General features: G+C 70.1%; 8 protein-coding genes. 5 read left to right on the top strand and 3 right to left on the bottom strand.

The window, feature by feature from the left end:
- Position 1: 1 nt before the first annotated feature.
- The gene (locus tag DMC61_RS39235; protein WP_199750213.1) at positions 2-2677 is read right to left on the bottom strand and encodes a nitrate- and nitrite sensing domain-containing protein; all 2676 of its coding nucleotides are present in this window, start codon (positions 2675-2677) and stop codon (positions 2-4) included.
- 191 nt (positions 2678-2868) lie between these two features.
- Between DMC61_RS39235 and DMC61_RS39230 the strand changes: the two genes are divergently transcribed.
- Positions 2869-3828 carry an ABC transporter substrate-binding protein gene (locus DMC61_RS39230; RefSeq protein ID WP_125695513.1) on the top strand — a complete coding sequence of 320 codons (960 nt, stop codon included), beginning with the start codon at positions 2869-2871 and terminating at the stop codon, positions 3826-3828.
- Here the strand turns inward: DMC61_RS39230 and DMC61_RS39225 are convergent.
- Complete coding sequence (locus tag DMC61_RS39225) at positions 3825-4460, bottom strand: hypothetical protein (protein ID WP_125695512.1); 636 nt, start codon at positions 4458-4460, stop codon at positions 3825-3827. The genes DMC61_RS39230 and DMC61_RS39225 overlap by 4 nt on opposite strands.
- A gap of 86 nt (positions 4461-4546) precedes the next feature.
- Between DMC61_RS39225 and DMC61_RS39220 the strand changes: the two genes are divergently transcribed.
- From DMC61_RS39220 to DMC61_RS39210, 3 genes are all read left to right on the top strand, one after another.
- Positions 4547-6193: a DNA repair helicase XPB gene (locus DMC61_RS39220; protein WP_125695511.1), complete on the top strand. Its 1647-nt coding sequence runs from the start codon at positions 4547-4549 to the stop codon at positions 6191-6193.
- 459 nt (positions 6194-6652) lie between these two features.
- A complete protein-coding gene (locus DMC61_RS39215; RefSeq protein WP_125695510.1) occupies positions 6653-7408 on the top strand; it encodes a DUF4253 domain-containing protein in 756 nt (251 codons plus the stop codon).
- A gap of 52 nt (positions 7409-7460) precedes the next feature.
- The gene (locus DMC61_RS39210) at positions 7461-8276 is read left to right on the top strand and encodes a DUF72 domain-containing protein (protein WP_125695509.1); all 816 of its coding nucleotides are present in this window, start codon (positions 7461-7463) and stop codon (positions 8274-8276) included.
- Between the two features lie 115 nt (positions 8277-8391).
- On the opposite strand, the gene DMC61_RS39205 is transcribed toward DMC61_RS39210, so the two are convergent.
- Complete coding sequence (locus DMC61_RS39205) at positions 8392-11214, bottom strand: BTAD domain-containing putative transcriptional regulator (RefSeq protein WP_125695508.1); 2823 nt, start codon at positions 11212-11214, stop codon at positions 8392-8394.
- Positions 11215-11271: 57 nt separating this feature from the next.
- Here DMC61_RS39205 and DMC61_RS39200 point away from each other — a divergent pair, with 57 nt between their 5' ends.
- A complete protein-coding gene (locus DMC61_RS39200; RefSeq protein WP_125695507.1) occupies positions 11272-12216 on the top strand; it encodes an o-succinylbenzoate synthase in 945 nt (314 codons plus the stop codon).
- Positions 12217-12261 lie beyond the last annotated feature (45 nt).

Below are 12261 nucleotides of genomic sequence, written 5' to 3'. Positions count from 1 at the left end.
CTCAAGCCGAGGGGTTGTCGTCACCCCTGGCGTGGCGACCGCGCCGGAAACCGCCTTGCAGGCTGGTCATCCGTTCGCGGACCGCTTCGGGGGAAAGTGAGAGTATCGGCCTCTCCCCCCGCGGTTTCTCCGGCCTGTCGTCCTGCGACCGGGCCTCGGGGACGACGGCGGGCAGCACCGGCCAGGTCTCCTCCGCCCCGTCCTCCTGTTCCAGCTCGGCGGGCGTCGGCCAAGCGGGCTCGGGTTCCGGCGCCTTTTCCTTGGGTTCCAGCGGCTTCAGCGTCGGCTCGGTCGGCTCGTCGGGATCCTGCGCGGGCACCTCGGGCACGGCGTTCTTCACCGGTTCGAATGACGGCAGCGAGGGCGGGCCGGGCTCGGCGGGCGAAGGTCCTTCGCGCGGGCCTCCGTGATCGAACCACTGCGAAAGCACGCTCTGGTACTTGGGCATCCGCTCGGTCGGCGAGTCCAGTTCGAGATGGTTGACGGCGTCGTCGTCCGAAGACGGCCACTCCGGCGGGGTCTCGCGTTCGACGACCGGGGCGCGCCGCAGCGGGCCGGGGTCCAGCACGGGCGCGAACCGCGATTCGTCCGCGCTCTCCTCGGGTTCGGGCAGCGGCGGGACTTCCAGCGGCGGTTCGGGTTCCGGCTCCGGCACGACGACGGTGACGGGCGGGGGTTCCGGCAGCGGGGCGGGACGCGGCGCTTCGACGATCAGCTCGGCGGGCACGACGACCACCGCGGTGATCCCGCCGCCGTCGGCGGACCGCAGGCGGACGTCGATGTGATGCCGGACGGCCAGCGTCGCGACCACGAACAGGCCCATCCGCCGGGAGACCTCGACGTCGACCTCCGGCGGGTTCGCCAGCCGCGTGTTGGTCCGGTCGATCTCCGCCTGCGGCATGCCGGCGCCGTGGTCGGTGATCTCGATCTGCCATTCGCCGCGGTCGGTCTCGTGCCCCTCGACCTGCACCATCGTGCTCTGATCCGAATAGCGGGTCGCGTTCTCCAGCAGCTCGGACACCACGTGCACGAGGTCGTTGACGGCCTCGCCGCGCACCGCGATCCGCGGCGCCGCACCGAGTTCGATCCGCTGGTAGTGCTCCACCTCCGACAGCGCGGCGCCGATGATCTCGTCGGCGACCACCGCGCCGCCGTCTTCACGGACGACGTCGGTTCCGGAGAGCACCAGCAGGTTCTCGCTGTTGCGGCGCATCCGGGTGGCGAGGTGGTCGAGCTCGAAGAGACCGGCGAGGGTGTCGGGATCCTGTTCGTCGGCCTCCATGCGGTCCAATACGGACAGCTGCCGCTCGACGAGATCCTGGCTCCGCTGCGACAGGTTCACGAACATCGCGTTGATGTTCTCCCGCAGCATGGCCTGTTCGCCCGCGAGCCGGACGGCCTCGCCGTGCACCGCGTCGAACGCCCGTGCCACCTGGCCGAGTTCCTCGCGGCTGAACACCGGGACCGGCGCGACGGCCAGCCGTCGCCGCAGGTTCTCCGGCTGCGGTTCGGGATCGCTGAGCAGACCTTCGACGGCCGCCGGGAGCTGGTGCTCGGCGACCTGGAGCGCGCTGCGGCGCAGGATCCGCAACGGCCGCAGCAGCGACCGCGCGATGATCACCGAAAGCACACCGGCGACGAGCAGCACGGCGAGCACGATGCCGCCGTCCCAGATCGCGGACGTCCTCGCGCGCGCCGCGAGGGCGTCGGTGCGTTCCTGGAGCTGGACGAGCAGCGCCTGCTGCACCTGATGGGCCAGATTGACCGTGTACGTGGCCGAGGTGTCCCACTGGTTCGGGTCCAGCCCGGCGAGCCCCTGATCGTTCTCGGCGCGGATGAGCGCCGATTCCACCATGTCGTTGCCGATGTCGACGATCAGGCCGATGACCGTGTCGTCGTACATGCGCTGCTGTTCGGGCGTCGCGAAGGTGCGGTAGTCGCTGCGGGCGGCGGCGAGTTCGGCCTCCGCGCCGAGCAGCGCGCGGGTCCGGTCGCGGTTGAGCCCGCCCTGCGCGAGCGCGGCCGCCATGATCGCGCGTTTGACCGACATCTGGTCCTTGACCCGCGCGAGCGCGTTGCCCGCGAGGCGGAGCTTCCCGAGATCCGGGTCGGAGACGTCGGCCGCGGTGGCGTCGCTGATGTCGAGCAGGCCGGAGATCAGCTCACTGTAGGACCGCAGCACCGCGTCGGCGGGAAAAGCGGAGTGTTCCGCGGAAAAGCGGAGCCCGGTCAGCACGCGCAGGCGGTCGCTGGTCTGCTGCAGACTCGTCGCCGCCTTGTCGCCGAGCCTGCTTTTGCTCTCGCCGAGTGTGCGGTCGAACGTGCCGATGGCTTCGTCGGCACGTTTGCGCTGTTCGGTCAATTCGGAAAGATCGCCCTTGCGATCACCCGCGACGAACCGGACGGTGAGGTCGCGTTCGCGCTGAAGCTGGTGCACCGCCTCGGCGACGGTGCTGTCGACCCGGCCGCGGGTGGCGAATTCGGCCAGCTGCCGCGCGTCCCGCAGATCCGAGTTGACCCGGAGCCCGACGAGGGCGACCACCGCGAGCGCGGGAATCAGGAGTACCACGAAGAGTTTGGTACGCAGGTGCCAGTTCCGCAGCCGCCAGCGGCCGCCGACACGGGGATGCCGTTCCGCCGCGTCGCCCCCACGGGGACGCTTGTCGCGACGGGCCACCTGGTTTCCTTTTCCCACCACGGGACCCTTTCCCATGGCTGACATCGGGGACGAGAGCCCGAACCTACTGTAGAGTAACAAGGTTCGAGAACGATCGAAAGCCGCGCCATCCGGCGTCTCCCGCAGGCGATCGTATGGGGCACGGACCATACGATCCAGAAGGAGGAGCACATTCTCTCGGTAGGTGAGCGGTGACGAAGATGCGTGTCTTGGCGATTCCGCTGGTAGCGGCGCTGCTGGCGACCGCCGGTTGCGGAGTGTTTTCCGGTGGTGACGCAAGTACCGACGCGCCACTCGAACGGACGGAACTCCGCATCGGCGTCGGAAGCCCCATCGACACGGCACCGTTGCGGGTCGCCGTCGCCGAAGGGAAGTTCACCGCGGCCGGCCTTTCCGTGACCCTCGTCGAGGTTCCCGCCGACCAGGCGATCGGCAAGCTCTCCGCCGGAGAGGTCGACCTGGCGTTCGCCAGCGACGTGACGATCTTCCGCGCGGCCGCGGCCGGGACGGCGCTGCAGTTGCAGGGCGAGGCCTACACCGCCGGCCGCAACACCATGGCGCTCGTCACACTCCCCGGCTCCGACTACACCGAACCGACGCTCAAGAAGTCACCGAAGATCGCGGTGAACATGCTCGACGACGTCGGCGTGCTGGCGGCCCGGTCCGTGCTGGCGACGGCGGGCGTCGACGTGAACCGGATCCAGTTCAAGCAGAACCCGTTCGACCGGATGCCGCAGGCGTTGCAGGCGGGCGAGGCCGACGCCGCGTGGATGGTGGAGCCGTACATCACCAGGGCCGAGAAGGAGCTCGGGGCGAGCATCCTCGCCGACGGCGCCCGCGGCGCGACCCTGGACTTCCCGATGTCGTCCTACGTTTCGATGGGCGCCTTCGGCCAGGCCAACGCCCGCACGCTCACGGTGTTCCGGAAGGTGCTCGGCGAAGCGCAGGTGCGGGCCGCCGATCCCGCCGTCGTCCGCGACGCGCTGCCGTCGTTCTCCGACATCGACCGGACGACGGCATCGCTGATCTCGCTCGGGACGTACCCGGTCTCCCTCAACGGCATCCGGCTGCAGCGCGTCGCCGACCTGATGCACAACTCGGGCATGCTCGGCGCCCGGCTCGACGTGCAGTCGATGGTGGCGCGCCCCTAGATGTTCTCGCCGGTCGGCCTGAGGCACACGGTGCGCTCGGGCGGCCCGGTGTAGTGCAGGGCGGTGTCTTCCGACGAACAGGCGGTCTCCGACGATCCCCGCGTGACGACCGCCCGCGCCTCCGCGCTGATGTCGGTGCAGCGGACCTTCGCGATCCGCGTCTCGTGCACGACGTCACGCAGGCAATCCCCGGTTTCGACGTTCAGCGCGAGACAGAGCGTCTTCTTGGCCGTCCGGCTGGACGAACTCCCGTACAGCTCGAACTGGATGTAGTCCGCGTCGCGGCATTCGGACGAGCCCGTCCTCACCTCGTCGACCCGGAAGGTCGCGCGGTTCGAGCTGCAACTGGCCGTCGTGTAGCTCTGGTTGCCGCCCGCCTCGTCGGTCAGGTACAGGCATTTGCCCGCCTCGACCGTGCCGAAACTGCCCGACCGCGAGATCCCCCAGGCGGCCAGGCTCCCCAGGCCCAGCGCGAGGACCACACCCAGCACGATCGAGACCCTGGCCAGCACGCTCAGCGGCGCCGGTTTCGGGAAGGGCGTCGGCGGTGTCGCCTCGGGCATCGGCGGCAGGGGCGCGGGCGCGTCGAACGGGTCGTACTCGGGCGTCCCGCCGGTCGGTGTAGTCGTCAAGGGTCCCCTCCAGTCACCTTGCGTACATCCTTCCACCAGCGGTGCCGCGACGGGAGCCGGTGTGGCCGGAACGTATAAAGGAGGATGTGACCGATGGCCCGCTGATCGTCCAATCCGACAAGACCGTGCTCCTCGAGGTCGACAACAGCCAGGCCGACGACGCGCGGATCGCCATCGCGCCGTTCGCCGAACTGGAACGCGCGCCCGAGCACGTCCACACCTACCGGATCACGCCGCTCGCGTTGTGGAACGCCCGCGCGGCCGGCCACGACGCCGAACAGGTCGTCGACGCGCTGACCACGTACTCGCGGTTCCCCGTGCCGCAGCCGCTGCTCATCGACATCGTGGACACGATGGGCCGGTTCGGGCGGTTGCAGATCGCGAACCATCCGGCGCACGGCCTGGTCATGTCGACCATCGACCGCGCGGTGCTGGAGGAGATCCTCCGGCACAAGAAGATCAGCCCGATGCTGGGCGCGCGTATCGACGAGGACACCGTCGTCGTGCACCCGTCCGAACGCGGACGGCTCAAGCAGGCGCTGCTGAAGGTCGGCTGGCCCGCGGAAGACCTCGCCGGTTACGTCGACGGCGAAGCGCACCCGATCGACCTGGCCGAGGACGACTGGGAGCTGCGCGACTACCAGCGCAAGGCCGCCGAGGCGTTCTGGGCGGGCGGATCCGGTGTCGTCGTGCTGCCGTGCGGCGCGGGCAAGACCCTGGTCGGCGCCGCGGCCATGGCGCACGCGAAGGCGACCACGCTGATCCTGGTGACGAACACCGTCGCCGGACGGCAGTGGAAGCGCGAGCTGGTCGCGCGGACCTCGCTGACCGAAGACGAGATCGGCGAATACTCCGGCGAGAAGAAGGAGATCCGGCCGGTCACCATCGCGACGTATCAGGTGGTCACGCGCAAGACCAAGGGCGAGTACAAGCATCTGGACCTGTTCGATTCGCGGGACTGGGGGCTGGTGGTCTACGACGAGGTCCACCTGCTGCCCGCGCCGGTCTTCCGGATGACCGCGGACCTGCAGTCGCGGCGGCGGCTCGGGCTCACCGCGACCCTCGTGCGCGAAGACGGGCGCGAGGGCGACGTGTTCTCCCTGATCGGCCCGAAGCGATACGACGTCCCCTGGCGTGACATCGAGGCGCAGGGCTGGATCGCCCCGGCCGAGTGCACCGAGGTCCGCGTGACGCTGACGGACGCCGAGAGGCTCGCGTACGCGACGGCCGAGGCCGAGGAGCGGTACAAGCTGGCGGCGACCGCGGACACCAAGACCAAGGTGATCAAATCGCTGGTCGACCGGCACCCCGGCGAGCCGACGCTGGTCATCGGTGCCTACCTCGACCAGCTGGAGATGATCGGCGACGAACTCGACGCGCCGGTGATCCAGGGCGCGACGCGGAACAAGGAACGCGAGGAACTGTTCGACGCGTTCCGGCGCGGCGAGATCAGGACGCTGGTCGTTTCGAAGGTCGCGAACTTCTCGATCGACCTGCCGGAGGCGTCGGTCGCGATCCAGATCTCCGGGACGTTCGGCTCGCGGCAGGAGGAGGCGCAGCGGCTCGGGCGTCTGTTGCGACCCAAGGGCGACGGACGGCAGGCGCATTTCTACTCGGTCGTCTCGCGGGACACCGTCGACACGGAGTACGCGGCACACCGGCAGCGGTTCCTGGCGGAACAGGGGTACGCGTACCGGATCGTGGACGCGGACGACCTGCTGCGCCCGATGTAGGCGCTCCGCTGGGGTGGTTGCGCTGTCCGTGAAGGCCTCCTTGAGGGACTCTGGGTCCCTCAAGGAGGCCTTCACGGCATTTCGGGCACTGGTCTGGGCCAAGGTGTCCTGAAGGCCTCCTTTGAGACGTTCAACGTCCCGAAGGAGGCCTTCAGGGCATCCGACCACCCGCCGGCCTGCGGCAAGAGAGCAAAGGACCTTTGCTACCACTTGCGCTCCGCCCCGACCACAAAGTCCGTGAAGGCCTCCTTCCCTACCTTGAAAGTAGGGAAGGAGGCCTTCACGGCATTTCGGCACCCAGCACGGCGAGTCCACTGTGGACACCCCATGGTGCACGTGTGACTCCAGCGACGCCTGAGGCGGCCGCTCCCGGATCCCGCAAACGGGGTATCGAAAATTGTCGGTGCTTCGAACTAGTGTTCGGTAGAGTTGACCGAACACCAGTTCGAGGGGAAGCCGATGACCATCGCACCGTTCCGACCGGGTACACCGCCAGTCCAGACCTTGCCGCCCGGCCGGTGGCACGGCCGGATCTGGGTTTCCGACCTGCCGTTGGCCAGGCCGGAGCGCTACACCGGCTGCGTCGCCGAGTTCGACCGGTCCGGGCTGTGGCCGGTGCTGATCCCGCACGACCAGCGCTTCGCGGCCAACGGCGAGGACTGGATCGACGACCGCGGCAGGCTCGCCCCCGCCGACCACCGGATCGACTCGGTGGATCCGGCCGAGGTGCTGGCCCGCTGGTGGGACACGTCGTGCTGCGACGGCGCCTGCCTGCGCCCGTTCGGCGCGAAGTTCCCCGGCCTCGCCCGCCGTCCGTCGCGCCGGGCGGATCCGCTGGCCGAGGCGGGCAACACCGGGTCGATCCTGGCCGCGCGCGGGCAGCACCGGCTGGCGCTGGTGCAGTCGGAGCGGCCCGCCGACATCCCCGCGATCCTCGGCTGGACCGGCATGATCAAGGCGACCGATCAGGTCCACGAGCTGTCCGCCGTCCTGCGCAGCTGGGAAGACCGCTTCGGCGCGACGCTCACGGTGCTGGGCTTCGATTCCATGGAGCTGTCGGTGGCCGCGCCGCCGCGGACCCAGGGCCGCGCGCTCACGGTCGCCGCCGAGCACCGCTCGTTCTGCCTGCCGTCGTTCGCCGGTCAGCCGGGCAATCTGCGCGAGTTCGCGTCCACCCTGGTGCAGACCCGCCGATGGCGGTTCTCGTGGGCGTGAGTGGACGTTTGTCGCGAGAAGAGAGGGGGAATCAGGCCCGCACGGGAAGGCGGTGATCGAAGTCGCGGAGCTGAGGATCGGCACCTCGGGCTGGCGCTACCCACCGTGGCGCGGGGACTTCTACCCCCGCGGCCTGGTGCAGCGGCGCGAGCTGGAATACCTGTCGTCCCGGATGAACTCCGTCGAGATCAACGGCTCGTTCTACTCGCTGCAGCGTCCCGAGCGGTACCGCGCGTGGGCCGAGCAGACACCGGACGATTTCGTCTTCGCCGTCAAGGGCGGCCGCTTCATCACGCATCTGAAGCAACTGCGCGACGTCGAGACGCCGCTGGCGAACTTCTTCGCCTCTGGCGTGCTGGCGCTCGGCCGGAAGCTGGGGCCGTTCCTCTGGCAGCTGCCGCCGCGGCTGGCGTTCGACGCCGAGCGCGTCGAAACGTTCTTCAAGATGCTGCCGCGCACCAGCCACGCCGCCGCCAAGCTCGCGAAGCGACACGACGACAAGCTGAAGGCCGAACCACATACCGATCCGAGCCCTCGCCGGAAGCTCCGCCACGCCGTCGAGGTGCGGCATCCGAGCTTCGACGAGCCCGAAAGCCTGGAACTGTTCCGGAAACACGACATCGCGCTCGTGGTCGCCGACACCGCGGGCAAGTTCCCGTTCATCGACGAGATGACGAGCGAAGACTTCGCGTACGTCCGCCTCCACGGCGACGAGGAGCTGTACGTCAGCGGCTACAGCGACGAGGCCCTCGGGAAGTGGGCCCGGAAGATCAAGAGCTGGGGTCGCGACACGTACGTCTACTTCGACAACGACGTCAAGGTCGAGGCGCCGAAGAACGCGATCGCCCTCGCGGAACTCCTGGCTTGACCGGCGCAAGCTGCACAGTCAGCGCGCAGTGAGCGGTGTCCGGTTTAGTGGCACTCGAGGTCACGGGCGTACTCGCGTGCTGTGCCTGGGGGTCGGCACGCCGGGCGCCCGTGCCTCACTCAGCCTTCACGGTTTCGCCGACGAGCGACGCCAGCTTGGTGCGGACGTCCTCGGCGTCGGGATGTGAAAGCTCGGTCAGCACCCGCACCGAACGCAGCCAGCACTCACGCGCCGACGAGGGATCACCGAGCCGCAGATGGATTCCGCCGAGCTGGGCCAGCACGTCGGCCGCCTCGTAGAGCTCGCCGTGGGCGAAGAACATCTCGACGGCGCGGCGCATGCAGGCGATGCCCTCGTCGCCGCGGCCGAGCCCGACCAGCGCGGTTCCCTTGGTGTGCAGGGTGAAGCGGGCTTCGTCGGGGAGCGCGTGCGCCTCCAGCGCCAAGGCCTGGTCGGCGAAGTCGAGCGCCTGCTCGAAACGGCCGGCCTGGGTGCAGATGTCGCCGAGGGCCTGCAGTGCGCTGGCCTCCATGCCCGCGCCGACGTTGCTCTCCCGGATGAGCCGCAACGCGCGCGTGCCGTAGTCCCAGCCCGTGTCGGGATCCTGGCTGGCCAGCGTGAGGTTGTAGAGGGCCCGCGCCTCGCCCTGCCGGTCCCCGACCTGCCGTTGCAGTTCGACGACCTGCTTCAGGTAGGCGATGCTGTCCTCGTACTGGCGGGCGACCCCGCAGGCCACGCCGAGCCCGCTGAGGATGGCGGCCTCGCCGGAGCGGTCCCCGAGGTCGCGGGCGGCGCGGAGCGCGACGCCGAACACCGAGCGCCAGTCCTCCAGCCGGGCCCGCACGATGAAGTACGACTGCAGCAGCCACGCCAGCTGCCAGCATTCCCGGTACCGCCGCTCCCGGTACGCGATGTTCACCGCGGCGATGAGGTTCCCGGCTTCCTCGTCGAACCAGTCGAGTGCCTGTTCGTAGTGCCCGAACTTCAGCCCGGCGCCGTCGAACCGCTCCGGCTGGACGAGCCGGTAGTGCCGTTCCGGACGCAGCAGTCTCGACGCGTTCAGCGCGGAGGCGAGCGACGCGTGCAGCAGCCTGTCCAGCACGGCCGTCCGCTCCTCGGGCCCGTCGAGCTTCGCCGAGAGTTCGGCCGCGTACGCGCGGATCAGGTCGTGGAACTGGTACCGGCCCGGCTTGGACCGCGCGATCAGATGCGCGGAAGCGAGTTTCGCCAGGTCCTCGTGTGCTTCCGCGATGTCGACGCCGGCCACCGCCGCGGCCGCGGGCACGCTGAAGTCGCCGCCGGTCGGCAGGCCGAGCAGCCGCAGCATCCGCGCGGCCCGCTGGTCGAGCGCCCGGTACGAGTACGAGAAGACGGCCCGGATGTTCGTCTCGTCGCCGTCGGCGAGGTCGAACGAACCCAGCCTGTCCTGTTCGGCTTCCAGCAGCCGGACGAACTCGCCCAGCGCGAGGTCCGGGAACTGCGCCGCCCGCACCGCGAGGATCCGGATGGCCAGCGGCAGCCCGCCGCAGTACCGGACGAACCGTTCGGTGGCCTCGGGGTCTTCGGCGACCCGGTCCAGCCCGATCGTCGACGCGAGGAGCGCGATCGCGTCCTCGTCCGGCAGTTCTTCCAGCGCGACACGCCGCGCGCCGTGGGTGGCGACGAGCGCCTGGAGCTGCCATCGGCTGGTCACCAGCACCAGGCAGCCGGGCCCGGGCAGCAGGGGCCGGATCTGCTCGGTGCTCCCCGCGTTGTCGAGCAGGATCAGCATCCGGCGGCCCGCGCTGTACGTGCGCCAGGTGGCCGCGCGCCCGTCGACGTCGGCGGGGATCCGGTCGGCGGGGACGCCGACGGAGACGAGCATGGTTTCGAGCGCGGCGGCGGGCTCGACCGGCTCGCCGGGACCGTAACCGCGAAGGTTGAGATACACCTGCCCGCCGGGGAAGCGGTCTCCGACCTCGTGCGCGAAGTGAACTGCGAGCGTTGTCTTGCCGATCCCACCCATGCCTTCGATCGAGGCGATGGACGTCGACCGTTCGGTGTCCAGCGCCTCCGGGACGAGCCCGTGCAGTGCCTTGAGGTCGCGTTGGCGGCCGGAGAACACCCGCAGATCGGCGGGGAGCTGGCGAGGGATCAGCGGTTCGGCGCCGAGCCGGTAGCGCGTCAGCTCGGAGTCCAATGTGGTCTCGGCGGACTCTTCGCCGGTCAGGATCGCCTGGTGCGCCCGCTGCAGCGACGCGCCGGGGTCCAGGCCGAGCTCTTCGGCCAGCACCGCGCCGATCCGGCGGTAGACGTTCAGCGCCTCGGCCTGCCTGCCGGAGCGGTAGAGCGCGATCATCAGCTGTTCGTGCAGCCGCTCCCGCAGCGGGTTCTCGCGGCACAGCCTGATCAGCTCGGGCACGACGACGTTGTGCTCGCCGAGCGCGATGAGCGCGTCGGCCCACTGCTCGCACACTCGTAACCGCTCTTCGCCCAGCTGATCGGCTTCGTCCCGAAGCAGCGCTTCGGAGTGGACGCCTTGCAAGGCCGGGCCGCGCCATTCGGACAAGGCCGCGGCGAACCGGCCCGCGGCTCCGCGCAGGTCGCCGTCCCGCGCGGCCTCCGCTCCGGCCGCGGCGTGGGCGCGGAAGCGGGCGAGGTCGAGCAGGCTTTCGTCGAGTTCGAGCAGGTAGCCGCCCCGTTCGGTGCGGATGGTGACCTCGTCGCCGAGCGCGCGGCGGACCCGCAGGACGTAGGTCTGGAGCGCCCCCTTGGACCGTCGCCGGTCGTCCGGCCACAGCCAGCGGCCCAGCTCCCCGACCGATACGACCGTGTTCGCGCGCAGCAACAGGCCGGCCAGCACGATGAGCGGCCTGCTGCCGCCCAAGGGCACCGGCAGCCCGTCCGCCGTGACCTCGGTGGGCCCCAGCACGCGAAAGTCGAGTGCCACGTCGCTCATTCTGTCCGGAACCGACGGAATCGGCACGCGATTCCCGCGGTGGCATGATCGGTGCCGATGGACGTCTACGCTATCCCCCTGCGCACGCGGTTCCGGGGCATCACGGTCCGCGAGGGGCTGCTGATCCGCGGTGAAGCGGGCTGGGGCGAGTTCTGCCCGTTCTCCGACTACTCCGACGCCGAGAGCGCGCCGTGGCTCGCGTCGGCGCTGGAGGCGAGCGAGCGCGGCTGGCCGTCGCCGGTGCGGGACAGCGTCGAGGTGAACGCGACCGTGCCGGTGGTGTCCCCGGAGAAGGCGTTCGAACTCGTTTCCGCTTCGGGCTGTCGCACGGCGAAGGTGAAGGTCGCCGACCCGCGGGTGAGCCTCGCCGAAGACTGCGCCCGGGTGGAGGCGGTGCGGGCCGCGCTGGGCCCGCGGGGCGCCGTCCGCGTCGACGCCAACATGGCCTGGGACGTGGACGCCGCGGTCAAGGCCATCGGTGAGCTGGACCGCGCGGCCGGCGGGCTCGAATACGTCGAGCAGCCGTGCCCGTCGATCGGCGAACTGGCCGTCGTCCGGCGCCGGGTCGGAGTGCGGATCGCCGCGGACGAATCGATCCGCCGGGCCGAGGATCCGCTCAAGGTGGCCGTCGCGGGTGCGGCCGACGTCGCCGTGCTGAAGGTGGCGCCGCTGGGCGGGGTGCGGCGCGCGCTGGAGGTCGCCGAGGCCTGCGGTCTGCCGTGCGTGGTGTCGTCCGCCGTCGAGACGAGCGTCGGGCTCGCCGCCGGGCTGGCGCTCGCGGGCGCACTGCCCACTTTGGACTTCGCGTGCGGCCTGGGCACGATGTCGTTGCTCACGGGCGACGTCTGCGGTGACTCACTGTCCCCTGTGGATGGTCGACTGCCGGTGCCGCTTCAGGCTCCCACTCCCGATCTGTTCGCCGCCCACGCCGCCGCTCCGGACGTCCGGGCGGCCTGGGAAGCCCGCCTCACCCGCGTCCGCACCCACCTCCGGATGTCATGAAAGGGCCGTTCAGGACAAAAGATGTCCTGAACGGCCCTTTCATGA

It is taken from the genome of Amycolatopsis sp. WAC 04169 (genome assembly GCF_003947535.1).
Lineage (GTDB): Bacteria > Actinomycetota > Actinomycetes > Mycobacteriales > Pseudonocardiaceae > Amycolatopsis > Amycolatopsis keratiniphila.
The sequence above is the reverse complement of the archived record's forward strand: the minus strand, read 5'-3'. Positions and strand labels throughout refer to the sequence as shown.

What these genes read in the sequence shown, in the direction of transcription:
- DMC61_RS39215 (WP_125695510.1), top strand. Translation starts at nt 6,653, where the DNA reads ATGACCATCGCACCGTTCCGACCGGGTACACCGCCAGTCCAGACCTTG.
- DMC61_RS39205 (WP_125695508.1), bottom strand. Translation starts at nt 11,214, where the DNA reads ATGAGCGACGTGGCACTCGACTTTCGCGTGCTGGGGCCCACCGAGGTC.
- DMC61_RS39200 (WP_125695507.1), top strand. Translation starts at nt 11,272, where the DNA reads ATGGACGTCTACGCTATCCCCCTGCGCACGCGGTTCCGGGGCATCACG.